The 25,419-nt window shown below is 72.5% G+C and carries 18 protein-coding genes and 1 tRNA gene; 11 read left to right on the top strand and 8 right to left on the bottom strand.

The window, feature by feature from the left end; genetic code table 11:
- Window positions 1-15 precede the first annotated feature (15 nt).
- Entirely contained in the window at window positions 16-3,549 is a 3,534-nt protein-coding gene (gene mfd, locus Sspor_RS25870) for a transcription-repair coupling factor (RefSeq protein WP_202201259.1), read from the bottom strand.
- Between the two features lie 213 nt (window positions 3,550-3,762).
- On the opposite strand from mfd, the gene Sspor_RS25865 reads away from it, so the two are divergent.
- Window positions 3,763-5,169: a DUF2079 domain-containing protein gene (locus Sspor_RS25865; RefSeq protein ID WP_372499674.1), complete on the top strand. Its 1,407-nt coding sequence runs from the start codon at window positions 3,763-3,765 to the stop codon at window positions 5,167-5,169.
- Window positions 5,170-5,254: 85 nt separating this feature from the next.
- Here Sspor_RS25865 and Sspor_RS25860 read toward each other — a convergent pair whose 3' ends face one another.
- Both Sspor_RS25860 and Sspor_RS25855 read right to left on the bottom strand, forming a co-directional pair.
- Window positions 5,255-7,840 (bottom strand): ABC transporter permease, encoded by a 2,586-nt coding sequence (locus tag Sspor_RS25860; RefSeq protein WP_202201258.1) that lies wholly within the window; start codon window positions 7,838-7,840, stop codon window positions 5,255-5,257.
- The gene (locus tag Sspor_RS25855; protein WP_373318826.1) at window positions 7,837-8,613 is read right to left on the bottom strand and encodes an ABC transporter ATP-binding protein; all 777 of its coding nucleotides are present in this window, start codon (window positions 8,611-8,613) and stop codon (window positions 7,837-7,839) included. Before Sspor_RS25855 ends, Sspor_RS25860 begins: the two co-directional genes overlap by 4 nt.
- Window positions 8,614-9,046: 433 nt before the next feature.
- On the opposite strand from Sspor_RS25855, the gene Sspor_RS25850 reads away from it, so the two are divergent.
- Window positions 9,047-10,624, top strand: a complete 1,578-nt coding sequence (locus Sspor_RS25850) for an MFS transporter (RefSeq protein ID WP_373318908.1) — start codon at window positions 9,047-9,049, stop codon at window positions 10,622-10,624.
- 114 nt (window positions 10,625-10,738) lie between these two features.
- Window positions 10,739-11,608 (top strand): hypothetical protein, encoded by an 870-nt coding sequence (locus Sspor_RS25845; protein ID WP_237404028.1) that lies wholly within the window; start codon window positions 10,739-10,741, stop codon window positions 11,606-11,608.
- Between the two features lie 13 nt (window positions 11,609-11,621).
- Here Sspor_RS25845 and Sspor_RS25840 read toward each other — a convergent pair whose 3' ends face one another.
- Window positions 11,622-12,182 carry a CGNR zinc finger domain-containing protein gene (locus Sspor_RS25840; protein ID WP_202201256.1) on the bottom strand — a complete coding sequence of 187 codons (561 nt, stop codon included), beginning with the start codon at window positions 12,180-12,182 and terminating at the stop codon, window positions 11,622-11,624.
- Window positions 12,183-12,263: 81 nt separating this feature from the next.
- Here Sspor_RS25840 and Sspor_RS25835 point away from each other — a divergent pair, with 81 nt between their 5' ends.
- Entirely contained in the window at window positions 12,264-13,166 is a 903-nt protein-coding gene (locus Sspor_RS25835) for an alpha/beta fold hydrolase (protein ID WP_202201255.1), read from the top strand.
- Between the two features lie 27 nt (window positions 13,167-13,193).
- On the opposite strand, the gene Sspor_RS25830 is transcribed toward Sspor_RS25835, so the two are convergent.
- The 3 genes from Sspor_RS25830 to Sspor_RS25820 form a co-directional block, all read right to left on the bottom strand.
- Window positions 13,194-14,066, bottom strand: a complete 873-nt coding sequence (locus Sspor_RS25830) for a coiled-coil domain-containing protein (RefSeq protein WP_202201254.1) — start codon at window positions 14,064-14,066, stop codon at window positions 13,194-13,196.
- 131 nt (window positions 14,067-14,197) lie between these two features.
- Window positions 14,198-16,762, bottom strand: coding sequence for an SUKH-4 family immunity protein (locus Sspor_RS25825; RefSeq protein WP_202201253.1), 2,565 nt, complete (start codon window positions 16,760-16,762; stop codon window positions 14,198-14,200).
- A gap of 7 nt (window positions 16,763-16,769) precedes the next feature.
- Entirely contained in the window at window positions 16,770-17,765 is a 996-nt protein-coding gene (locus Sspor_RS25820; protein WP_202201252.1) for an SMI1/KNR4 family protein, read from the bottom strand.
- A gap of 230 nt (window positions 17,766-17,995) precedes the next feature.
- On the opposite strand from Sspor_RS25820, the gene Sspor_RS25815 reads away from it, so the two are divergent.
- Window positions 17,996-18,574, top strand: coding sequence for a YwqJ-related putative deaminase (locus Sspor_RS25815; RefSeq protein ID WP_237404027.1), 579 nt, complete (start codon window positions 17,996-17,998; stop codon window positions 18,572-18,574).
- Between the two features lie 2 nt (window positions 18,575-18,576).
- The gene (locus tag Sspor_RS25810; RefSeq protein WP_202201251.1) at window positions 18,577-19,089 is read left to right on the top strand and encodes an SUKH-3 domain-containing protein; all 513 of its coding nucleotides are present in this window, start codon (window positions 18,577-18,579) and stop codon (window positions 19,087-19,089) included.
- 509 nt (window positions 19,090-19,598) lie between these two features.
- Here the strand turns inward: Sspor_RS25810 and Sspor_RS25805 are convergent.
- On the bottom strand, window positions 19,599-20,861 hold the full coding sequence (locus Sspor_RS25805; RefSeq protein ID WP_237404026.1) for a sensor histidine kinase: 1,263 nt from the start codon (window positions 20,859-20,861) through the stop codon (window positions 19,599-19,601).
- 212 nt (window positions 20,862-21,073) lie between these two features.
- Between Sspor_RS25805 and Sspor_RS25800 the strand changes: the two genes are divergently transcribed.
- The 5 genes from Sspor_RS25800 (at window position 21,074) to pth (ending at window position 25,265) form a co-directional block, all read left to right on the top strand.
- Window positions 21,074-21,145: transfer RNA gene (locus tag Sspor_RS25800), tRNA-Gln, on the top strand.
- Between the two features lie 110 nt (window positions 21,146-21,255).
- A complete protein-coding gene (glmU, locus tag Sspor_RS25795) occupies window positions 21,256-22,701 on the top strand; it encodes a bifunctional UDP-N-acetylglucosamine diphosphorylase/glucosamine-1-phosphate N-acetyltransferase GlmU (RefSeq protein ID WP_202201249.1) in 1,446 nt (481 codons plus the stop codon).
- Window positions 22,702-22,834: 133 nt separating this feature from the next.
- Window positions 22,835-23,812 (top strand): ribose-phosphate diphosphokinase, encoded by a 978-nt coding sequence (locus Sspor_RS25790; RefSeq protein ID WP_030008898.1) that lies wholly within the window; start codon window positions 22,835-22,837, stop codon window positions 23,810-23,812.
- 179 nt (window positions 23,813-23,991) lie between these two features.
- Window positions 23,992-24,576: a 50S ribosomal protein L25/general stress protein Ctc gene (locus tag Sspor_RS25785; protein ID WP_202201248.1), complete on the top strand. Its 585-nt coding sequence runs from the start codon at window positions 23,992-23,994 to the stop codon at window positions 24,574-24,576.
- A 98-nt stretch (window positions 24,577-24,674) separates the two neighbouring features.
- Window positions 24,675-25,265, top strand: coding sequence for an aminoacyl-tRNA hydrolase (pth, locus tag Sspor_RS25780; protein WP_030716980.1), 591 nt, complete (start codon window positions 24,675-24,677; stop codon window positions 25,263-25,265).
- The last annotated feature ends 154 nt before the right edge of the window (window positions 25,266-25,419 follow it).

The following is a 25,419-nucleotide window of genomic DNA, read 5'->3' as shown; positions in this document are numbered from 1 at the left end:
TCGTCACCGCACCCGCTACGAGCCGAGGATGGTGGTGAGGAACTCCCCCGTCCAGGCCAGCAGTTCCCGGCCGACCACCGGCTTGCCGCCGATCTTGCCCGCCTTGGGGCGCGGCACCAGCACCTGCGAGGTGGCGGGCTTGAGCACGGTCCCCGGGTAGAGCCTCTTGAGCCGCAGCTCCTGCGACTCGCGCAGCTCCACCGGCCCGAACCGGACGTTGTTGCCCTGGAGGGTGATGTCCCCGACCCCGCAGGCCCGCGCCAGCATCCGCAGCCCGGCCACCAGCAGCAGGTTCTCCACCGGCTCCGGCAGCTTGCCGTAGCGGTCGGTGAGCTCCTCGCGGACGGCCTTGACGTCCGCCTCGGAGGTGGCCGAGGCGATGGACCGGTACGCCTGCAGACGCAGCCGCTCGCCGGGCGCGTAGTCGTGCGGGACGTGCGCGTCGACCGGCAGCTCGATCTTGACCTCCAGCGGCGGCTCCTCCTCCACACCGCCCTCGACCGCCGCCCGGTAGTCGGCCACGGCCTCGCCGACCATGCGGATGTAGAGGTCGAAACCGACGCCCGCGATATGACCGGACTGCTCGCCGCCGAGCAGGTTGCCCGCGCCGCGGATCTCCAGGTCCTTCATCGCCACGTACATGCCCGCGCCCATCTCGGTGTGCTGGGCGATCGTCGCGAGCCGCTCGTGCGCGGTCTCCGTCAGCGGCTTCTCCGGCGGGTACAGGAAGTACGCGTACCCGCGCTCGCGGCCTCGGCCGACCCGCCCGCGCAGCTGGTGCAGCTGGCTCAGGCCGAAGTTGTCACCGCGCTCCACGATCAGGGTGTTGGCGTTGGAGATGTCGATGCCCGACTCGACGATCGTCGTCGAGACGAGCACGTCGAACTTCTTCTCCCAGAAGTCCACGACGACCTGCTCCAGGGCCTGCTCCGACATCTGGCCGTGGGCCGTGGCGATCCGCGCCTCGGGCACGATCTCGCGCAGCTTGGCGGCCGCCCGGTCGATGGACTCGACCCGGTTGTGGATGTAGAAGCACTGGCCCTCGCGCAGCAGCTCGCGGCGGACGGCCGCGCCGATCTGCTTCTCCTCGTACGGGCCGACGAAGGTGAGCACCGGGTGCCGCTCCTCCGGCGGGGTGGTGATCGTCGACATCTCGCGGATGCCGGTCACCGCCATCTCCAGGGTGCGCGGGATCGGCGTCGCGGACATCGTCAGCACGTCGACGTTGGCACGGAGCTTCTTCAGCTGCTCCTTGTGCTCCACGCCGAACCGCTGCTCCTCGTCGACGATGACCAGGCCCAGGTCCTTGAACCGGGTCTCCTGCGAGAACAGCCGGTGCGTACCGATGACCACGTCCACCGAGCCCTCCTGCAGCCCCTCCAGGGTGGCCTTGGACTCGGTCTCGCTCTGGAACCGCGAGAGCGCCTTCACCTTGACGGGGAACTGGCTGTAGCGCTCGGAGAAGGTGCCGAAGTGCTGCTGCACGAGCAGGGTCGTCGGGACGAGAACGGCGACCTGCTTGCCGTCCTGGACCGCCTTGAACGCGGCGCGGACCGCGATCTCGGTCTTGCCGTAGCCGACGTCACCGCAGATCAGCCGGTCCATCGGGACCGACTTCTCCATGTCCTCCTTGACCTCGGCGATGGTGGTGAGCTGGTCGGGCGTCTCCGCGTACGGGAAGGCGTCCTCCAGCTCGCGCTGCCAGGGGGTGTCCGGTCCGAAGGTGTGGCCGGGGGCGGCCATCCGCGCGCTGTAGAGCTTGATGAGGTCGGCGGCGATCTCCTTGACCGCCTTCTTCGCGCGCGCCTTGGTCTTCGTCCAGTCGGCGCCGCCGAGCCGGTGCAGGGTCGGGGCCTCGCCGCCGACGTACTTGGTGACCTGCTCCAGCTGGTCGGTGGGGATGTAGAGCCGGTCGCCGGGCTGCCCGCGCTTGGCTGGCGCGTACTCCACCAGCAGGTACTCGCGGGTGGCGCCCTGGACGGTGCGCTGGACCATCTCGACGTAGCGGCCCACGCCGTGCTGTTCGTGGACGATGTAGTCCCCGGCCTCCAGGGTCAGCGGGTCGATCGTCTTGCGGCGCCGGGTCGGCATCCGGCCGAGGTCCTTGGTGGCGGTGCGCTGGCCGGTCAGGTCGGTCTCGGTGAGGACGGCCAGGCGCAGCACCGGGTCGACGAAGCCGTTGTCGATCGAGCCGCAGGCGACGTGCACCAGGCTCGGCTCCAGGGTGCGCAGCTCCGGCTCCAGCCGGGCCGCGATGCCCTCGCCGCCGAGCACCTCGACGGTACGGGCGGCCGGGCCGTGGCCCTCGGTGAGGTAGACGGTGTGCCAGCCGTCGGCGATCCAGCCCTTGGTGTCGGCCAGCGCCCGGGCGGTGTCGCCGCGGTAGGCCTCCGGGGCGTGCATGCCGAGCTTGAGGGTGTCGCCGCCGCCCGCGCTCTCGTCGGCGGCGAACGGGGAGACCGACCACCACATCATGTCCAGCTCGCGGGCCCGGTCGCGGACGTCGGCGATCCCGCGGAGCGAGGCGGCGCCGACGTCGATGGGGGCCTCGCCGCCGCCCGCGGTGGCCGCCCAGGAGGCCATCAGGAACTCCTGGCTGGTCGCCACGAGGTCGGCGGCCCGGGTCCGGACCCGCTCGGGGTCGCAGACGACGGCCATCGACCCGGCGGGCAGGACGTCGATCAGCAGTTCCATCTCGTCGACGAGGACCGGGGCGAGGGACTCCATGCCCTCCACGGCGATCCCCTCGGCGATCTTGTGGAGGAGTTCGCCGAGCTCGGGATGGGCCTCGGCGAGGGCCGCGGCCCGCTCCCGTACGGCGTCGGTCAGCAGCAGCTCGCGGCAGGGCGGGGCCCACAGTCCGTGCTCGGCGATCTCCAGGGAACGCTGGTCGGCGACCTTGAAGTAGCGGATCTCCTCGACCTCGTCGCCCCAGAACTCGATGCGCAGCGGGTGTTCCTCGGTGGGCGGGAACACGTCGAGGATGCCGCCGCGCACGGCGAACTCCCCGCGCTTCTCGACGAGCTCGACCCGTGCGTACGCGGCCGCGGCCAGTGCCTCGGTGATCTCCCCGAGGTCGGCGCCACCGCCCTGCCGCAGGCTGACCGGGACCAGCTCCCCGAGCCCCTTGACCTGCGGCTGGAGCACGGACCGGATGGGTGCGACGAGCACGCTCACGGGACCTGCCGCCGGGTCGTCCTTGCTCGGGTGCACCAGGCGGCGCAGGACGGCGAGCCGGCGGCCCATGGTGTCGCTGCGCGGACTGAGCCGCTCGTGCGGCAGGGTCTCCCAGGACGGGTAGTCCACCACCTCGTCGGGGGGCAGCAGGGAGCGCAGTGCGGCGGCCAGGTCCTCGGCCTCGCGCCCGGTGGCGGTGACCGCCAGTACGGTCCGCCCGGTCTGCCGGGCCAGCGCGGCGATCGCGAAGGGCCGCGCGGCGGCGGGGCCGACCAGGTCCACGTGCATGCGCTTGCCGTCCCCGGCCGCGGTGACCGCCTCGGCGAGGGCGGCATCACGGGTGACGGCGTCGAGCAGTCCGTGCAGGCTCATGAAGAGGCTTTCCGTCCGGTGAAGGTCTGGAGTGTGAAGGTGCGGGGGTGCGGAGCGGGCAACGCGAAGGGCCCGACACGTCGCACGGGCCGGGGGTTCCCACCCTACGACGACGCCCCTCGCGCCGCTTTACGATGTTCCTGTTCTGACTGTCCGAGCTCGCCGTGTCGTCTTCCGCCGGGGAGACCATGACCTCCGGAGGAGCACGAGTCCGTGACGAGCGATGCGATAGCCCGCCCGGCGCCGGTGGAACCGGCAGCCGTGAAGCCGGGCCGGAGCCGGTGGGCGCCGCCCTGGCTGGTGGCCGCCGGGCTGTTCCTCGTCTACCTCGCGCTGTCCGTCGGACGGTTCCGGCGGATGGACTGGGCCTCCTGGGACCTGGGGATCTTCGAGCAGGCGATCCGCGCGTACGCCCACTTCCAGGAGCCCGTCGCCGACCTGAAGGGGCCGGGGGCCAACATCCTCGGGGACCACTTCAGCCCGATCATCGCGCTCGTCGCCCCCGTCTACCGGGTCTTCCCCGGGCCCGTCACCCTGCTGGTCGTGCAGTCCGCGCTGTTCGCGCTGTCCGCCGTGCCCGTCACGCGGGCGGCCGTGCGCTTCCTCGGGCGGGCCCGCGGGCTCGCCGTCGGCATCGCGTACGGGCTGTCCTGGGGCATCCAGCGGGCCGTCGAGTTCGACTTCCACGAGATCGCCTTCGCGGTGCCCCTGCTGGCGTTCGCCCTGGAGGCCGTGCTCGCCCGCCGCTGGCGGGCCGCCCTGCTGTGGGGGCTGCCGCTGGTCCTCGTCAAGGAGGACCTCGGCTTCACCCTCGCCGCGCTGGCCGTGGTGGTGGCCTGGCGGGCCCGGACCACCGACCGGCGGACCGCCCTGACCGCGCTCGGTGTCGCCGCCGCGGCCTGCGTCTTCGCCGTCCTGGTGTTCACCGTCGTGATACCGGCCTTCGCCACCGCGGGCTACGGCTACTGGGACAAGATCGACGGCGCGGGTCCGCTCGGCGGCATCGGCACCAAGCTCACCACCCTGGCGTGGGTGCTGGTCCCCACCTCCGGGCTGCTCGCCCTGCGCTCACCGCTGCTCCTGGTGGCCGCGCCCACCCTCGGCTGGCGGTTCCTTTCCGGGGACGACCACTACTGGTCCACCGACTGGCACTACAGCGCCGTACTCATGCCCGTCGTGGCCCTCGCCCTCGTCGACGCCATCGACACCGTCCGGCGCGGCGAGCGGCCCTGGCTGCGCTCGTACGCCCTGCAGATGCCGACCGCCGTGCTCGCCGCCGCCCTCGCCCTGAGCGCGACCGCCATGCCGACCGCCAAGCTCGCCGAGGCCCGTACGTACCAGAAGCCCGAGCGGGTCACGGCCATCGAGCGGCTCCTGGACCGGATCCCCGACGGGGCGACCGTGGAGGCCGACACCACCCCGCTGACCCGGCTGACCTCCCGCTGCCGCGTGCTGTGGATCGGCGGGAGCAAGGGCGTGGTCCCCGACTGGATCACCATCGACAACTCCTCCAAGTGGGCCGGCGAGGACCCGACCGGCTACGCCCTCCAGCTCCACCCCGGCGAGCGGTTCACCCTGGTGGGCGAGGCCGCCGGCATCGTCCTGATGCAGCGGCAGTGACCGGGGAGAAGGCCCGGCCCGGGAACGACGCCGGTCCGGGACCCTGAGGTCCCGGACCGGCATTCCCCCGAACGAACGCGGGCGGTTACTCGCTCGCGATCGCGTTCAGTACGTTCATCCGCCCGGCCCGGAAGGCCGGGACCAGCGCGGCGAACAGGCCCACGAAGGCCGAGGCGGCGAACACCCCGAAGATCGTCGGCCACGGGATCTCCAGCACCTTGAGGCCTTCGAGCGCGAGCAGCTGCTGCGCGGTCGCGCCCCAGCCCATGCCCAGCCCGAGGCCGAGCAGGGCGCCGAAGAGGGCGATGACCACCGACTCCAGGCGGATCATGCGGCGCAGCTGGCGGCGGGAGAGGCCGATGGCGCGCATCAGGCCGATCTCGCGGGTCCGCTCGACCACCGAGAGGGCCAGGGTGTTCACGACGCCCAGGACCGCGACGACGATCGCGAGGCCGAGGAGGCCGTAGACCATGTTGAGGAGCTGGCCGACCTGGTCCTTCAGGGCCTGCTTGTAGTCGGTCTGGTTGCGCACGCTGTACTGCGGGTACTGCGCCATCGCGGCCTTGACCGAGGCGTAGGCGGTGTCGGCGGACTGACCGTCCTGCGCGCTGGCCAGCAGCATGAAGGGGAGCGGCAGCTTGTCGGCCGGGACGTTCGCCCGGGCGACCTCGGTGCTGACGTACTTCATGGTCTTGTCGATGTTGCCGCTGTCGCTGGTGATCGCCGCGACCTTCAGCTTGACCGTGTTGCCGCCGGTGAAGGCGACCGTCAGTTCGTCGCCGAGCTTGACGCCGTGCTTGGTCGCGTACTCGGAGCCCACCGACATGGAGTCCTTGCCGTACGCCGCCGCGTGCTCCCCGGCGACCATCTTGCGCCGGATGTCCTTGGCGTACGTCGGGTCGTTGGCGCCGAGGCCCACCTCCTCGCTGGTCCCGTCGGGGGCGGTGATCTTGGCCGGCACCTCCCGGTACGCGGTGACGTGGTCGAGGCCCTTGGTGGCGCGCAGGGCCTGCTCGGCCTGCGGCAGCACGGGCTGCCCTGTCTGGGACTCGACGATGTAGTCCGCGCCGACCGACTTGTCGAGCTCGTCGGTGGCGGAGGCCACCATGGAGGAGCCGACCACGGACAGGCAGGCGACCAGCGCGAGGCCGATCATCAGCGCGGCGGCGGTGGCGCCGGTGCGGCGCGGGTTGCGCAGGGCGTTGCGCTCGGCGAGCCGGCCCACGGACCCGAAGGGCCGCAGCACCACGCCGGAGAGCACCCGCACCACGCCCGCGGCCAGCAGCGGGCCGATCACGATGAAGCCGATGAGGGTGAAGACGACACCCAGGCCCAGCCACAGCGATCCGGGGCCGGCCTTCTCGGCGGCCGCGGCGAGGAAGAGCCCCGCGCCGCCGATGCCGGTGAGGACCAGGCCGAGGACGGCGCGGACGACGCCGGCCTTCTTGTCGCCCGGGGTTCCGGACTCGCGCAGGGCGGCCATCGGGGAGACCTTGCCGGCCCGGCGGGCCGGGACGAAGGCGGAGACGACGGTGACGATGACGCCGAGGACGAGGCCGACGACGGGCGTGGTCCAGGCGACCGTCAGGTCGTCGGTGGACAGGTGCATGCCCATCTGGCCCATGAGGGCCATCAGGCCGACGGCCAGGCCCACGCCCGCGGCGACACCCAGGACCGAGCCGACCACGCCGAGCAGGAAGGCCTCGACGACCACGGACTTCAGGACCTGTCCGCTGTCGGCGCCGATGGCGCGCATCAGGCCGATCTCGCGGGTGCGCTGGGCCACCAGCATGGAGAAGGTGTTGAAGATCAGGAAGATGCCGACGAGGAAGGCGATGCCGGCGAAGCCGAGCATCACGTACTTCATGACGTCGAGGAAGGCGCCGACGTCCTTGCGGTTGGAGTCTGCGGCTTCCTTGGCGGTCTGCAGCTTGTACGTGTCCGCGCCGACGGCCTTGGCGACGTTCTGCTTGAGCTGCTCGTCACTCACCCCGTCCGCGGCGGTGACGTTGACGTGCGTGAAGGAGCCGGGGGAGCCGAGCAGCGCCTGCTGCGCGGTGGCCGTGTCGAAGTAGACGACGGCCGCGCCCGGGTTGGTCACGGTGAAGGCGGCGATACCGGTGATCTTGGCGCGGATGTCGCCGGTGACGGCGATGGTGCGCAGTTCGTCACCGAGGCCGAGGCCGTGCTTCTTCGCGGTGTCGGCGTCGACCATCACCTCGGTGGGGCCGCGCGGCGCCTGTCCCGAGGTGATCTTCATGGACTTGAGCTCGTTGTCGCTCCAGTTGCCCGCGATGGTCGGGGCGCCCGTGGTCGAGCCCATGTTCTCGTTCTTGGCGTTGACCACCGTGACGGCCATCGAGACGACGCCGCCCTCGGCGCTCTTGACGCCCTCGGCCTTCTTGACCTGCTCGACGACCGAGCCCGCCAGCATCTCGGGCTTGCCCCGGGCGGGGGTCTCCTCCCCGCTCTCGGCGCTCTTGGGGCTGACGGTCACGTTGGAGTTGGTGACGGCGAACAGCTTGTCGAAGGTGGTGTTCATGGTGTCGGTGAACACCAGGGTGCCGCAGACGAAGGCGACGGAGAGCATGACCGCGACGGCGGAGAGCGCCATCCGTCCCTTGTGGGCGACGAAGTTGCGCCGCGAGGTCTTCAGGACGGTGTTGCTCATGAGGTCCGCCCGCGCGCGTCGAAGTCCTTCATGCGGTCGAGGACCTGGTCGGCGGTGGGACCGTACATCTCGTCGACGATCCGGCCGTCGGCCAGGAAGATGACGCGGTCGGCGTAGGAGGCGGCCACCGGGTCGTGCGTGACCATGACAATCGTCTGGCCGAGCTCGTCCACCGAGCGGCGCAGGAAGCCGAGGACCTCGGCACCCGCCCTGGAGTCCAGGTTTCCGGTCGGCTCGTCGCCGAAGATGATCTGCGGGCGGGCGGCCAGGGCGCGGGCGACCGCCACGCGCTGCTGCTGGCCGCCGGAGAGCTCGGTCGGGCGGTGCTTGAGCCGGCCCGCGAGGCCCACCGTCTCCACGACCCGGTTCAGCCACTCCGCGTCGGGCTTGCGGCCCGCGATGTCCATGGGGAGCGTGATGTTCTCCAGGGCGTTGAGCGTGGGCAGCAGGTTGAAGGCCTGGAAGATGAAGCCGATCCGGTCGCGGCGCAGCTGCGTGAGCTTCTTGTCCTTCAGCCCGGTGATCTCGGTGTCGTCCAGGTGGATCTGGCCGCTGGTCACCGTGTCGAGACCGGCGAGGCAGTGCATCAGCGTGGACTTGCCGGAGCCGGAGGGACCCATGATCGCGGTGAACTGGCCGCTCATGATGTCCACGTCGACGTCGTCGAGGGCGACGACGCGCGTCTCCCCGGAGCCGTAGGCCTTGACGACCTTTCGCGCCCGGGCCACGACGGCTGCATGCCCTCCAGTACCCCCGTGCCTGGTTTCGGTCATCGCCGTTGTCACGGTCTTTCTCCCTCTTCGAATGCGTGCGTCTGCGTCGTACGTCTGCGTCTGTGCGGCCGTGTCCGTGCGGCCGTGTCGTGTACGACGGCTGTGCGCTCGTCGTCGTCATGAAGTCTCCGCCGGGCGGGAGCGCGGCGCGCTGGTGCCCATCGCCGTATCCGCCCGGGGGTTAACCCCACCCCCGGCCTGGTCCGTAGGCTCCAGTTAAGGAGACATCGGGGCCGCTCACGTCCTCCGCCGGGAGGAACGACCCCTGGCCCGTTGTACGGAGGGCCCCCTAGGGGATCTGCCCGCTCCGGCGGACGCGCCCTCGGGGATACCGCCTGGCACGCGGCGGTGAGATGGTGTTCCCCGCAGTTACGTGCAGGGGGAAGGAATCTCGGTGGCATCGGCGGAGAGCACGGGCGCGAGCCCGGACGGCATACCCTCGCGGCCCCCGGCGGACACCCCCGGCGCCGGGGTCGCGGCCGCAGGCACGACCGGCGGCGCGCCCGCGGACAAGCCGGCCGCGCGGCCTCCCGCCCCGGTGGTCGCCTCGCTGATGCTCGGCATGGCCCTCGTCGCCCTGGACAGCACCATCGTGGCCACCGCCGTCCCGCAGATCGTCGGCGAACTCGGCGGATTCTCCGTCTTCTCCTGGCTCTTCTCCGGCTACCTGCTCGCCGTGACGGTCACCCTGCCCGTCTACGGGAAGCTCTCCGACACCTTCGGCCGCAAGCCCGTCCTGCTCTTCGGCATCGGCCTCTTCCTCGTCGGTTCGCTGCTGTGCGCGTCCGCCTGGAACATGGCCGCCCTCATCGCCTTCCGCATCGTCCAGGGCCTGGGCGGCGGCGCCCTCCAGGGCACCATCCAGACCCTGGCCGCCGACCTCTACCCGCTCAGGGACCGGCCGCGGATCCAGGCCCGGATGTCCAGCGTCTGGGCCACCTCGGCGGTGGCCGGCCCCGCGCTCGGCGGGCTGCTCGCCTCGTACGCGCACTGGCGCTGGATCTTCCTGATCAACCTGCCGCTGGCCGGCCTCGCCCTGTGGATGATCACCCGGCACCTGACCGAGCCCGTACGCTCCCCCGGGCGCCGGGGACCGGTCGACTGGGCGGGGGCGCTCGCCGTGTTCGCCTGCGGCGGGCTGCTGCTCTTCGCGCTGGTCCAGGGCGGGGTCGCCTGGCCCTGGCTCTCCGCGCCCTCCCTCGGTCTGCTGGGCGCGAGCGCGGTGCTGGCCGCGGTCGTGGTCCGGGTGGAACGCCGGGCCGAGGAGCCGATCCTGCCCGGCTGGGTGTGGCGCCGGCGCACCATCGCCGCCGTCAACCTGGCCATGGGGGCGCTCGGCCTGCTGATGGTCGCCCCGATGGTGTTCATGCCGACCTACGCGCAGTCCGTGCTGGGCCTCGGCCCCGTCGGCGCCGGCCTGGTCATGTCGGTGATGACCCTGAGCTGGCCCGTCAGCGCCGCCTGCAGTCAGCACGTCTACCGGCGCATCGGCTTCCGGAACACCGCGGCCGTCGGGATCGCGCTCGCCGCCGTGATCCTGTTCTCCTTCACCCTGCTGCCCTACCCCGCCCGGCCCTGGCAGCCGGCGCTGATCATGCTGCTGCTGGGCGGCGCCCTCGGCCTCTTCCAGCTCCCGCTGATCGTCGGGGTCCAGTCCACCGTGGGCTGGGCCGAGCGCGGGACCACGACCGCCTCCGTGCTGTTCTGCCGCCAGGTCGGCCAGAGCGTGGGCGCGGCCCTGCTCGCCGCCGTCGCCAACGCCACCATCGCCGCGCGCCTGGCGGGCGCCCCCGTACCCGGCCTCCCGGAGCACCTGGACGACGTGGCGAAGGCGCTGGACCGGCCGGAGCTGCTGCCCGCGGCCGCCGCCGGCCACCTGCGCGGGGCCGTGGCCGCCGCCGTGCAGCACATCTTCCTCGGCGCGACGGCGGCCGCCGTGGCCGCGCTGCTGGTCCTGCTGCTGGTGGCGCCGCGCCGGTTCCCCGTCCTGCCGGAACTGCGCGAGGAGTAGGCGGAGTCGGCGGAGTCGGGGGCAGGAAGGACGGTGGAGCACGGAAAGTCGCCTTGTCATGGCCGGGCCAATGGGTAACCCTCGTGCCAGGACCGTTTCCGGGGGGACGACGACATGGCATCCGCACTCTGCGCACTCGCGTTACTGGCCGCCCTGGCCGGCCCGATCTGCCTGCGGCTCCGCCGCAGCCCGGGCTTCGTCACCGGGCGCGACGGCCGCCTCTCCACCTCGACGGCGCTCGCCCTCGCCTGGACCGTGGTCCTGGTCTGGCTGCTGCTGGCGATCCTCGGCTACGGGCTCACCGCGGGCGGCGGCATCGCGTACTTCCGGGGCACCGACGGCCCGCTGTCCACCCTGACCACGGTGTACCTGCCGCTGCTCGGCGGCCCGTACGTGGCCCTGATCGCCGCGAAGGCCGTGGTCGGCCTGCGGGTGGAGCACGGCAGCATGGCCAAGCCCGCCGCGAAGCCGACGGCGTCGGGGCGGCGGCCGCTGCGGGAGCTGATCGCGAACGACAGCGGGCGCACCGACCTCGTGGACCTCCAGTACGTCACCCTCAGCGCGGTCACCATGCTGTACGTGGTGCTGTTCTTCCTCGCGGACGTGGGCGGCGGACTGCCGCGCCTGCCCGCCGAAATGTGGGCCCTGACGGGCGCCCCGGCGGGCGCGTACCTGGTCAACAAGATGGCCGTCCGCGCCAACCCGGTGATCACGCACGTCACGCTGGAGGGCGAGCGCCTGACGGTCGAGGGCGGCGGCTTCGCGCCGGACCCCGCAGGCCCGCCCGCCCTCCTCACCGTCGACGACGTCCCCCTGCCGACCCTGACCGACCCCCTGACGGGCGCCCTCACGGCCACCCTCCCGGCTCCGGGGACACCCCCGTTCACCGTGGTCGTCACGGCACGCGGCCTGCGGAGCGACCCGTACCGCTACGAGTCCCCGACGAAGCCCGCCGTCCCGGCCCAGCAGCGGCCGGCGGGCTGACCGGCACACGGCCTCAGTCCGTATCGCCCTTGTGGCGGGCGTAGTAGCGGGCCACCCGGGCGCGGTTGCCGCAGACCGACGCCACACACCAGCGGCGTCGGGGGTGCGCCGGCAGGAAGAGCAGGACGCAGTCGTGCGCCTCGCACTCGCGCACCTGCCCCGCCCGGGGGTCCGTCAGCAGTTCCGCGACCGCCTCGGCCAGCTCCGCCGCGAGCCTCCGGGCCGGGTCCGCCGGCCGGTGCGCGGCGGCGGTGATCCCGCCCTCCTCCGCCCAGGCCAGCACGCGGTGCGAGGGCGCCGCGGCCAGGGCCTCGTTCAGCGCGCGCAGCGCCGCGGCCGGGGGCCGCTCACCGCGCCGCACGGCGTCGAGCGCCGGGCGCGCGGCCTCCCGTACGGCCCGGACGGCGGCTACCTCGGCCTCACCCACGGAGTCGACGGGGGTCAGCCGTCCGGCCTGCGCGGCCAGCCAGGCCGTGAGCGCCGCCGGGTCGGCGACGAGGTCGCCCGTGGCGGCCTCGGTGTTGAGGAGGTCCAGTGCGAGGGGCTCACCGGTGAGCGGGAAGGTCACTGTCACCCGACTAATGCTACGACAATCCCTTGACCCATTAGCGATCACAGGCAAGACTAATGGAAACAAGAACGCAGGAGGCATGTGATGACGACTGTTCGCCGCACCGTTCCCACCATCCGGCACCGCACCGCCGACGTGGACGGGGTCCGCGTCGCCTACCGCGAGAGCGGCCCCGCCGACGGCCCCGTCCTGCTGCTCCTGCACGGCTTCCCCACCGCTTCGCACCAGTTCGCCCGCCTGATGGACGCCCTCGGCGACACCCCGTACCGCCTGATCGCCCCCGACTACCCCGGCTTCGGCCACACCGAGGCCCCGGCCGGGTTCACGTACACCTTCGACCGGCTCGCCGACATCGTGGAGGGCTTCACCGACGTCCTCGGGCTGGACCGCTTCGCCCTGTACGTCTTCGACTTCGGCGCCCCGGTCGGACTGCGGCTCGCCACCCGCCGGCCGGAGCGGGTGACCGGCCTGATCGTCCAGAACGGCAACGCCTACGAGGAGGGCCTCTCCGACGCGGCCCGCGAGTTCGCCGGACTCCGGCGCGAGGTCCCCGGCGACGAGGAACGCGTCCGGGGGCTCTTCACCCTGGAGGGAACCCGCTTCCAGTACGAGACCGGCGTCGCCGACACCGGCCTCCTCTCCCCCGACAGCTGGATCCTGGACCTGCGCCACCTCGGCCTGCCGGGCCGCGCCGACGCCCAGGCCGACCTCGCCTTCGACTACGCCTCGAACTTCGCCCACTACCCCGCCTGGCAGGCCTGGCTGCGCGCCGCCCGGATCCCGGTGCTGGTCGTGTGGGGCGCCGGCGACCCCTTCTTCACCCCGGCGGGCGCGAAGGCCTACCTCCGCGACGCCCCGGAAGCCGAGGTGCACATCTTCGAGGGCGCGGGCCACTTCGCCCTGGAGACCCACCTCCCGCAGATCGCCCCGCTGATCGAGGACTTCCTCGACGCCCGCGTCCGAGCCGTCCCGTCCGGACGGTCCTGAGATCACGGCCCGTCCGAACGGGACGGCCTAGCCTTCCGCCGGGGCCCGGCCCGTCAGGGCCGCCAGGCTGGAGCGGACGTGGTTCATGTGCGCCCGCATCTCCTCCGCCGCCTCCCCGTGCTCCCGCAGGATCCCCCGCGTCTCGCGCCCGGTCCGCTCCTCCGCCACCCGGGCCTCCGCGACCAGCTCGGCGGCCCGCGCCTCCGCGTCCTCCTGTCCGTGCCGTGCCGACTCCTCCGCCTCGGCGAAATCCCGCCGGGCCTCGGCCAGGCGGGCCTCGGCGTACCGCTCCAGCTCCGCGTGGCGCGCCTCCAGATCCGCCTCCCGCGCCGCCAGTTCCCGCTCCTGCGCCTCCCGGCGCTCCGCCTGCTCCTGCTCGCGCTCCGCCCGCTCCGCCTCCACCCGGCGCCGCGTCTGGGCCAGCGCGGCCGCCGCCTGCGTCCGCCACGCCGTCGCGTCCTCCCGCGCCCCCGCCCGTACGGCGTCCGCCTCGCGCTGGGCCCGCAGCAGCCCCTGCCGGGCCCGGACCTCGGTCTGCTCGCGCACCGCCTCCGCGTCGCCCCGTGCGAGTTCCGCCGCCCGGTCGGCGCGCGCCTCGGCCGCGCCCAGCGTCGCCGAGGCGTCCACCCGCGCGTCCGCCCGTACGGCGTCCGCCTCCTCCTCCGCCAGCAGCAGGATCCGCCGGGCCCGCTCGCTCAGCTCGTCGTACGTCTGCGGTGCCAGCGCGGACACCGCCTCCCGCAGCCGCGCCGCCTCCGCCTCCATCTGCTTGGCCAGGACGGTCAGCCGTGCCACCCGTTCCCAGGCCTCGTCCCGGCTCCCCGAGAGCCGGGCGAGGTACCGGTCGACCTCTTCCATGCGGTAGCCACGACCGCGCACGGTCGCAATGGGTGCACTCATCCTGGATGCGCCTCTCTCGCGGGGATTCCCGTCAAGGATGCGCCATTTGATCCCAGAAGCCGGAATGGCCGGGCCGAGACCCTGTTCGAGGGTCCCGACCCGGCCATCCGGTCGATCACATGATCAGCCGATCAGAGCAGTCCGTCCCACATCTGCTCCAGCAGCACCGACCACCAGCTCTCCGGCGAGGACAGCGCCGCACTGTCGAGCCCCGCCAGATTCGACTGGAAGTCGACCGTCCAGCGCCCCGCCTGCTCGGGCGTCAGATGCTGGCGCAGCCGCCACATGTGGCCCAGCATCGCCATCGAGCGCACGAACTGCGGCAGGCTCGAGTTCACGAACTGCGGCGGTACGGGAGCACCACCCGGCCCGCCTTCCACCGGCACCGCCACGATGTTCGCGGTCCCGTACTGCACACACAGCGCCTTGCCGAAATCGCTGCCGATCACGAGGTACGAGCCCGCGTCCGTCGCCGGCTGCACCTGCCGCTGCGCCGCCAGCTCGGCCAGTGTCGGCACCGGCTGCCCCGGCACCGCCTGCGCCCAGAAGAACGGCCCGAAATCGACGGGCAGGCCCGCCCACATCAGCGTCTGCGCCACGATCTCCGGCACACCCTGACGGGACACCGCCCGCTGGTCGAAACGGAACACGCCCTGCGGACCGAACGCCGCCGCCAGCTCCTGCCCGATGGCCTCCAGCGGGATCGCCGGCTGCAGCGGAACCTGCGGCAGCGGCGCGCGCACCGGCGCGGGGCGCGCCGGACCGTCCGCCACCTGGTGCAGCTCCCCCTGGTGGGTGAGCAGATGCCGCATGCCCTGCTGACGGCCCGCGTGGTCCTTGCCGTACGGGGCCACGCTCGTGATCCGCACCTGCGGCCAGGTCTCCCGGATCATCCGGGCGCAGTAACCGCCGGGCAGCTCACAGGACTCCAGCTCGGTGTGCAGCTCCAGCACCTGCTGCGGCGGCACGTTCATGGCGCGCAGCTCGTAGAGGATCTGCCACTCCGGGTGCGGGGTACCGGGCGCCGAGCGGCGGATGAGCTGCTGCTCGGAGCCGTCGGGCGCGCGGTACCGGAGCACGGCCTGGTAGCCGGGGCCGACGGTGGGCGCACCGGTCGGGACCGGCGGCTGCCCTCCGGGGGCACCGGGGGGAACGGGCGCACCGGGCGGCGGCCCGGGCGGTCCCACCGGCGCGCCCATGGCGGGACCGGCCAGCATCGTGGCGGCATGGTCGAGCCCGCCGCCGGGGGCACCGGGCGCGCCGGGCGGCTGCGGTACGCCGGGACCCGCGAGCATGGTGGCGGCGTGATGGGCCCCGCCACCGGGCGCACCCGGAGCACCCGGAGCACCCGGGGCGCCGGGCGGACCGGGAGGCGCGGGCGGCTGACCCGTGACGGCCGGACCGGCCAGCATCGTCGCGGCATGGTCGAGCCCACGACCCAGCGACCCAGGAGCCCCCGGCGGACCAGGAGGCCCGGGAGGCTGCGGCGCACCCGGAGCACCGGGCGGACCCGGAGGCGCGGGCGGCTGACCCGTGACGGCCGGACCCGCCAGCATCGTCGCGGCATGGTCGAGCCCACGACCCAGCGACCCAGGAGCCCCCGGAGCCCCCGGCGGACCAGGAGGCCCGGGAGGCTGCGGCGCACCCGGAGCACCGGGCGGACCCGGAGGCGCGGGCGGCTGACCCGTGACGGCCGGACCCGCCAGCATCGTCGCGGCATGGTCGAGCCCACCACCCAGCGACCCAGGAGCCCCCGGAGCCCCCGGCGGACCGGGCGGCGTCGACGGCCGGCCCGCACCCGGGCCGGAGCCGCCCGGCCGGGAGACCTGGGCCTTGCTGGTCGGCGCGTCGGCGATGTCACTCGCCCCCGCACCGCCCGCAGGACCGCCCGGCGAGCCCAGTGCGGGCACGATCGCGGTCCTCGGCAGCTGGCTGCCGCCCGGCATCAGCGTGGTCTTCGCCTCCGGGGCCACCCCGGACGACGGCGCGTCCTCCAGGTCCGACCCGGACAGCGGCGGCGCGAACACGGTCGCGGGCAGCGGTACGGACGCGTCGTCCGTACCGGAGTTCACATCGGTGCCCGCCCAGGGCGTGGCACCGATCGGCACGGCGGCCGCGGCCGGAGCCGGGGGCGGGGTCGGGGTCGACGCGGGAACACCGTCGTTGGCCGTGGGCTCGTACGGGATCTCACCCCCGCGCCGCAGCGGCACGGCCTCGGCCGGAGCCGGAGCGGGAGCCGGCGCGGGCTCGGACGAGGACGAGGCGACGGGCGTGACATCGGCCGGTGCGGCCGGAGCCGGTGCGGGCGTCGACCTCGGCGCGATCCCCGCCCGGTCCGCGGCCTCCTGCAGCCACTCCGGCGGGCTGAGCATGAACGACGTCTGCTCCGAGTCGATCCGCGGCGGCGGAACCGAAGCCTCCGAAACGGCCGCGGCCACGGCCCCGTACTCCTCCTCGTACCGGCGGATCACCTCACCCACCGGCAGCCCCGGCCACAGCGTCACCTCCCCGCTGTCCCGCGCGATGACCAGCCGCTGCCGCCCACCACCGGACACCGGACCGGCCGCGCGGTCCTCCGCCCACACCACGAACCCGAGCCCGAACTCCCGTACGCGCACCTCCCGGTGCTGGTACGCGGGCACGTCCCCGTTGATCCACTCCTCGGCGCGCTCCTGCGCCTGCGCAAAGGTCACCATCGCGCGCTCACCCCTCCACCGGTGCCGAACCCGACACCGGAACCGAACGTGCGAATCCGCCGTCCACCATCAGACCGGCCACCGTCTCCAGCTCCGGCGGGTTCCCGGCCAGCCGCTCGAGAAAGGCGTCGAAATCAGCACCGCACGGCAGCAACAACCGCTCCACGCGCTCCTGGACCGACCAGCCGTCCCGGTCACGGGCATCGTCGTACGGGGAGAACCACACCGAGCCGATGCCCTCACCCTTGACCTTCAGCGCGAGCAGCCCGCCCTGAACGAAGGCCACACACAGGTAGTCCTTCGTCAGGTGGTCCCGCAGACACTTGTTGACGTACACCAGGTCGTTGACCGCCGCCTCCTCACGCACCGTGAAGAACGGCTGGTCCACCAGCAGACCGAGGTCCACGTCCAGCCCCGCGCCCACCGGCGCGCAGCCGCCCGCGGCCTTCAGGAACGAGCGGTACGCCTCCGGCAGCCGGTAGCCGAGATCCTCCTCGACGCCCTGCACCTGCTCCTCGGAGACCGACACCACCGACTTCGGCAGCCCCATGTGCGCCGGGCGCACCTCCTGCAACGGCCGCGTCCCGCGCTTGTCGTGGTCCACCGGAGCCGTCGCCAGGCCCGCGTGGTGCCGCAGCAGCGCCTTCACCTCGACCGGCACCAGCTCCATCCGCCGCGAACCGGCCACGTGGTGCCAGGTCCAGCCGTGCGGGGTCGCCACCGGCCCGACCGTGTCCCAGAGCTCGTGCCCGGCGGCCTTCATCGCCGCGTTCGCGGACACGCAGTCCGTGAGGCGCAACTCGTCCACGCCGAAGCCCTCCGGCGGCTCGGCGATCTCCACGGCCGCGCGCGCGTACGCGGAGAAGTCCGGATGCCCATTGCCGTCCATCCGCACCCCGTGAGGATGCCGAGCAGCCCGGACCGGGTCCGGGAAGTGCACGACCTGCCCCGAGTAAGCGGCGTTGGGTGGCGCGGCCTGCTGCCCGAGCCGACCTGTCGTCATGGCGGTAGCCCCCTGCTGGATCTGGCTGGTTCACCACAGCCTATGCGCTGGGGCAAGAGCCTCACCCGCACCCGACCGGCGCACCCGCCCGAGGGCCAGGAACATCCGAATTGATACGAATATTCGACCCCGCTTCCGTATGACAGGAGACATTTGACAGGCTGTCCCCGCAGCACGGGGGCGTGAGCGACAGCGGTCACCACCGCCGCCACGGGAGGGAAAGCGCGACCATGCACAACACGGCAACACGCACAGAATCCGGCGACACCGCGCCGGACGCACCAGGCGCACCGGGCGCCGCGGGCCCGGCCGGCGAAGCCACCGGCCCCGCCGGCGACCCCCGCCTGCGCTGGAGCAGCACCGACGGCCGCCCCGCCGTGCCCGTCCTGCGCTTCCGCCGCGACGGCATCCTCCCCACCGTCGCCGCCGCCCTCTCCGTACGCGGCGAAACCCTCACCGGCACCGCCGGCAAAGCCGACCAGCCACCCGCGCTCCACCCGCTCGTCCAGGACTTCCTCGACACCCTCACCAGCGGCCAGCGCGAACGTTTCACCGGCCGGTGCCCGGAGGCGATCCTGCTCTCCCGCCATCTCGCCGGCGTCGAAGGAGCCCGCTCCCGACGCGCCTCCCGCAAGCCCCTCTCACCGAGCGAGGCCCGCCGCTCCCTCAAACACGCGAAGATCACCGCCCGGCACATCCGGGAGGACGGCGACCCCCTCCACGGCAGCTACGCACCGCCCTGCCGCTCCTGCGACGCACTCCTCGCCCACTTCGGCGTACGCTCCGTCGACCTCACCCCAGCCGAGTAGCCATGACCACCGCCTCCGCTTCCTACGACCGCTCCTCGGCCACCCGCTTCCCGGTCGCCGTGGACTCCGCCCTGCGCACCGCCGGCTGGGAACCCGGCCGGTGGGACATCAAGCAGGCCGAGTACTGGGCCGACGCCCTCCGGGACCACACCACACCCGCCGGACACCGGCACACCGTCTTCCCCGCCGCCGTCGAGGCCTGGGCCGAGTTCGGCGGCCTGACGGTCACCGCGCACGGCTCCGGCCGCCAGATCGCCCCGACGCCCGTCCGGATCGACCCGCTCACCGGAATCCACCTCGCCCGCACCTTCGCCGACCTCGGCCGGGCCCTGTCCACCCAGCTCTGCCCGCTGGGCGTGGAAGCCGACGGCGGCTCCCACCTCGCCCTCGACCGCGAGGGCCGCGTCTACGGCATCGACCACACCGGCGACTGGTACCTCGGCTCCAACGTCGACGAGGCCCTCACCCTCCTCCTGACCGGCCTCCAGCCCACCCGCCTCACCACTGACCACTAACCCCGTCGCCCCGGGCGGGGCGGGGTCCTGGCGTGGTGCGGGTTGGTCCGCGGGGCCGGGCAGGGGTGTCTCCTCGGCTCGCGCCTGCGGCGGGGTCGGCCCGTTCGGGGTGGTTGCGCGCTCGTCCTGCGGGGACACCCCTGCCCGTCCCCGCTCCCCCTGCGTCGGGCCGGGCACTGTCGAAGGCCTGCCGTGGGGTGGGGACACGGCGGAGTGTCCCCGCAGGACGAGCGCGCAACCCAGGCCGACACAGCACCACACGGCCGCAGGCGCGAGCCGAGGAGACACTCCGGCGGGGCACCACCCCACACCACCAGCCCCGCCGGCGATTGAGGCGCGGGGCCCGGGGCCGCACCCCGGAAACCACCGCCCCCGCCGGAGCCAAACCGCACGGGCCCCGGGGCCGCACCCCGGAAACCGCCCCCGCCGGAGCCAAACCGCGCGGGGCCCGGGGCCGCACCCCGGCAACCACCGCCCCCGGCAACCACCCCCCGGCCAGGGCCCAGCGCCTAGCGAACCGGCAGGACCGCCGACACCTTGAACCCACCCGCGTCCGTCGGCCCGGACACGAACACCCCGCCCAGCCCCAGCACACGCTCCCGCATGCCGACGAGCCCGTTCCCCCCGCTCGGCAGCCCCGGCTCCGGAGCCTTCCCGTCACACGGCCCGTTCTCCACCTGCATGGCGACTTCCTCCGCCCGGTGCGCGAGCCGCACCACGACCCGCGCACCCGGCGCGTGCTTGTGGCAGTTGGTGAGCGCCTCCTGCACCACGCGGAACGCCGTCTGCTCGACCTCCGCCGCGTACGCCGCCCATTCACCGTGCACCAGCATCTCCACGGCCATCCCCGCCTGCCGGGACTGGCCCACCAGCGCCTCCAGCTCGCCGAGCGAGGGCCCCTCCTCCCCACCCGCCGCGAACGCCGCCGCCTCGACGGCCGGGGCGGGCACCGGATCCGGCACGGCCGGTTTGGACGGCGCCCGGAGCACGCCGAGCATCTCGCGCAGCTCCGTCAACGCCTGCCGCCCCATGTCCCCCACCAGGGCCGCGTTCTTCGCCGCCCGTGCGGGATCCTTGACCACCACCGCTTCCAGCGCGGCCGCGTGCACCACCATCAGCGACACCCGGTGCGCGACCACGTCGTGCATCTCCCGCGCGATCCGCGTGCGCTCCTCCGTACGGGCCCACTCGGCCCGCTCCTCCGCCCGGTCCGCCAGCAGCGACAGCTCCCGCTCCAGCGAGTCCGCGCGTTCCTGCAGGCTCTCCATCAGCCGCCGCCGGGCCCCGATGTAGAGCCCGAACAGCACCGGCGGCACGGTCAGCGCCACCGCGACGAACACGGACAGCACGACCACGAGCGTCGCGTCCGCCTCCACGTCCCCGCGGGTGCGCAGGTACATCACGACGAAGGTCGCGGCCAGCGAGATCGAGGCCAACGCGGCCGTGATCCGCCGCGGCACCTCCGAGGAGGCCAGCGTGTACATCCCGACCACCGCCAGCAGGAACCCCATTGCGGCCGGCGAGACCGCGATCCCCACGAGCACCACCGCGATCGGCCACCGCCGCCGCAGCACGAGCGTGGCCCCCACCACGAACCCGAACAGCGCGCCCACCGCCGCCGGCAGCCCCACCTCGGCGGCGAAGAGCACGCCCTCCCACGCACACTCGACGGCGGACACCCCGCCGAGCACCACGTCCCCCACGGCATCCCGCCGCCTCGCCCACCACAAAGGCGGCCCGGCGCGGCCTTCTACTTCCCCCGTTTTGGTCATGCCGTCCAGCGTACGCAGCGCCCCTTGCGCGCGGTCGAACGAAAATCCCGAGAACCGCCGGCAATCGAACGAAGCGCCCGAACGCGAAGGACGACCCCTCATACGTTCCGCAGGGCTCGGTTTTGTACCGTCGCGTCGAAGGCGCCTGGTGCGGCATAGTAGGAGCCATCGACTAGATCACCAGGCGAGTTGTCCGATTCAGTCGAAAATAGTCCCCTGTGGTGTAATTGGCAGCACTGAGGCTTTTGGTGCCTTATGTCCGGGTTCGAGTCCTGGCGGGGGAGCTCCATCCTTTTCGGGTCCTGACCGTGGCGGTCGGGACCCGCGTTCGTTCGGCGTCGCCGGCACCCCGGTATCCTTCACGGGTCCACCCCCGAAGCCGAAGGGCATCCCCGTGAGCGCCAACCGCCCGGCAGCCGTCGTCGTACTCGCAGCGGGTGAAGGCACCCGCATGAAGTCGGCGACTCCCAAGGTTCTCCACGAGATCTGCGGGCGCTCGCTCGTCGGTCACGTCGTCGCCGCCTCCCGTGAGCTCGACCCCGAGCACCTCGTCGTGGTCGTCGGGCACGCCCGGGAGCAGGTCACCGCGCACCTGGCCGGCGTCGACGCCGACGTCCGCACCGCCGTCCAGTACGAGCAGAACGGCACCGGGCACGCCGTCCGGATGGCCCTCGAAGAGCTCGGCGGCGTCGTCACCGGCACCGTGATCGTCGTCTGCGGCGACACCCCGCTGCTGACCGGGGAGACCCTGGCCGGCCTCGCGCGGACGCACGAGGCCGACGGCAACGCCGTCACCGTGCTGACCGCCGAGGTCCCGGACTCCACCGGCTACGGGCGTATCGTCCGCGACGCCGGCGGCGCCGTGACGGCCATCGTCGAGCACAAGGACGCCACCGACGCCCAGCGTGCGATCCGCGAGATCAACTCGGGCGTCTTCGCCTTCGACGGCGCTCTGCTGGCCGACGCGCTCGGCAAGGTGCGCACCGACAACAGCCAGGGCGAGGAGTACCTCACCGACGTCCTCGGCATCCTGCGCGAGGCCGGGCACCGCGTGGGCGCGGCCGTCGGCAGCGACCACCGGCAGATCCTGGGGATCAACAACCGTGTGCAGCTCGCCGAGGCCCGTGCCCTGCTGAACGCGCGCCTGCTGGAGCGGGCCATGCTCGCGGGCGTGACGGTCGTCGACCCGGCCGGCACCTTCATCGACGTGACCGTCACCTTCGGCCAGGACGCGATCGTGCACCCCGGCACCCAGCTGCTGGGTGCCACGCACATCGCGGAGGGCGCCGAGGTCGGCCCCAACTCCCGGCTGAAGGACACCCACGTGGGCGCGGGCGCCCGGGTGGACAACACGGTCGCCGAGAGCGCGGTCGTGGGTCCGCAGGCGAGCGTGGGTCCCTTCGCGTACCTGCGCCCGGGCACGAACCTCGGCGCGAAGGCGAAGGCCGGTACGTACGTCGAGATGAAGAACGCCACGATCGGCGAGGGCACCAAGGTCCCCCACCTGTCGTACGTGGGCGACGCGACGATCGGCGAGTACACGAACATCGGTGCCGCGAGCGTCTTCGTGAACTACGACGGTGAGCACAAGCACCACACCACCGTCGGCTCACATTGCAAGACGGGTTCGGACAACATGTTTGTGGCTCCCGTCACGATCGGGGACGGCGCCTACACGGCCGCCGGATCCGTGATCACCAAGGATGTGCCGCCCGGCGCCCTGGCCGTGGCCCGTGGCCAGCAGCGGAATATCGAGGGCTGGGTGGCCCGTAAGCGTCCGGGCAGTGCCGCCGCCACGGCGGCGCAGTCGGCGGCCTCGGAGGACGCCGAGCGCCCTTGAGGTGAACTGACCGGAAACAGGTACGCCCGCGACGGCGTACCGTGATAGGTGCACGCAATTCGGCTGGCTCACCGTGTGCGGGACGGACGCACATGGGGGCGAGCAGCTTCAACACGTCTGAGGAGACTGTGCTGTGACCGGGATCAAGACGACCGGCGAGAAGAAGCTGATGCTCTTCTCCGGCCGCGCCCACCCCGAGCTGGCCGAGGAGGTTGCGCATCAGCTGGGCGTCGCCCTCGTGCCGACCAAGGCTTTCGACTTCGCGAACGGCGAGATCTACGTCCGCTTCCAGGAGTCGGCGCGCGGCGCGGACTGCTTCCTGATCCAGAGCCACACGGCTCCGATCAACAAGTGGATCATGGAGCAGCTGATCATGATCGACGCGCTGAAGCGCGCGTCGGCACGCTCCATCACCGTGATCGTCCCGTCCTACGGGTACGCCCGTCAGGACAAGAAGCACAAGGGCCGCGAGCCGATCTCGGCGCGCCTGGTGGCCGATCTGCTGAAGACCGCGGGTGCGGACCGCATCCTCACGGTCGATCTGCACACGGACCAGATCCAGGGCTTCTTCGACGGCCCGGTGGACCACCTGTCGGCCCTGAACGTCCTCGCGGACTACGTCGGCGCCAAGGTGGACCGTACGAAGCTCACGATCGTGTCCCCGGACGCCGGCCGTGTGCGTGTGGCCGACCGCTGGTGCGACCGTCTGGACGCGCCGCTGGCGATCGTGCACAAGCGCCGCGACAAGGACGTCGCCAACCAGGTGACCGTCCACGAGGTCGTCGGTGAGGTCAAGGGCCGCGTCTGCGTCCTGGTCGACGACATGATCGACACCGGTGGCACCATCTGCGCCGCGGCCGACGCGCTGTTCGCGCACGGCGCGGAGGACGTCATCGTGACGGCCACGCACGGCATCCTGTCGGGCCCGGCGGCCGATCGCCTGAAGAACTCCAAGGTCAGCGAGTTCGTCTTCACGAACACCCTGCCGGACCCGTCCGACCTGGAGCTCGACAAGATCACGGTGCTGTCGATCGCCCCGATGATCGCGCGCGCGGTCCGCGAGGTCTTCGAGGACGGCTCGGTCACGAGCCTGTTCGAGGAGCAGCAGTAACCGTTCCGCGGTAGATCCTTTTGGTGCGGCCTCCCCCGCCGGGTACACTCCATGAGTTGCTCGGCGAGGGAGGCCGTACCTGTTCCGGTACGGATGCTCCGTTATCGACGCGCTCTTCGTAGCAGGCCGTTCCGGCCGGGTGACTTCAGTCCATTTCCGTCACCCCACGAGGAGTGAGCATGTCCGAGGTCAAGCTTTCCGCCAAGATCCGTGACACCTTCGGCAAGGGCTCTGCCCGCCAGGCCCGTCGCGACGCCCTGACCCCCGGTGTCATCTACGGTCACGGCACCGCCCCGAAGCACGTCAACGTCGACGCCCACTCCCTCCAGCTGGCGCTGCGTACCCCGAACGTCCTGATCTCCCTGGACCTGGGCGACGCGGGCACCGAGCTGGTCATCCCGAAGGCCGTGCAGAAGCACCCGCTGAAGCGCTCGATCTCCCACGTCGACTTCCTGATCGTCAAGAAGGGCGAGAAGGTCACCGTCGACGTCGCGATCGTCACCGAGGGCGAGCTGGCCGCCGGCGGCAACATGCTGGAGACCCTCCAGAACACCATCTCCGTCGAGGCCGAGGCCACGCACATCCCGACCGAGGTCACCGTCTCCATCGCGGGCCTCGAGGCCGGTGCGACCATCCACGCCTCGGACCTGGTCCTCCCGGCCGGCACCACCCTGGCCGTCGACGGCGACATCGCCGTCCTGCAGGTCGTGGCCCCGCAGGCCGAGGAGCCGGCCGCCGAGGCCGCCGAGGGCGAAGAGGCCTGAGCCTCGCCCCACCCCCTCAGCAGTTGCTGACCGACCGCCGTCCGGCTCCACTGGAGCGGGACGGCGGTCGTCTTCGTAGAGGAACCGAGGAGCTTTTGATGTCGGACGACGCGGCACCCTGGCTGATCGTGGGCCTGGGGAACCCGGGACCGGAGTACGCGGGCAACCGCCACAACATCGGGTTCATGGTGGCCGACCTGCTGGCCGAGCGGATCGGCGGGAAGTTCAAGGCGCACAAGGCCCGGGCCCAGGTGGTCGAGGGCCGGATGGGTCCGCCGGGGCCGGCGAACCGCCGGGTGGTGCTGGCCAAGCCGATGACGTACATGAACCTGTCGGGTGGTCCGGTGACGGCGCTGCGCGACTTCTACAAGGTGCCGCTGGAGCGGATCGTCGCCGTCCACGACGAGCTGGACATCGACTACCCGACGCTGCGGCTGAAGCTGGGCGGCGGGGACAACGGGCACAACGGCCTGAAGTCGATGACCAAGTCCATGGGCCCCGACTACCACCGGGTGCGGTGCGGGATCGGGCGGCCGCCGGGCCGGATGCAGGTCGCGGACTTCGTGCTGAAGGACTTCTCGTCCACGGAGCGCAAGGAGCTGGACTGGTTCGTGGACCGGGCCGCGGACTCGGTGGAGTGCCTGATCCAGGAGGGCCTGGAGCGGGCCCAGTCCGCGTACAACTCCTGACGGGCTACAGCTGCTCGTCGACCCGGGTCAGATCGATCTCCATCCGGAAGGGGACGTCGGTCGTGACCACGCCCCGCTGGGCACCCGTGTGCGCGTAGGTCCGGTTGACCGGGTCCACCGGAAGAGGTGCACGAGCGGGGGGCGGCCCTCCCCG

It is taken from the genome of Streptomyces spororaveus (assembly GCF_016755875.1).
GTDB lineage: Bacteria > Actinomycetota > Actinomycetes > Streptomycetales > Streptomycetaceae > Streptomyces > Streptomyces spororaveus.
The sequence above is the reverse complement of the archived record's forward strand: the minus strand, read 5'-3'. Positions and strand labels throughout refer to the sequence as shown.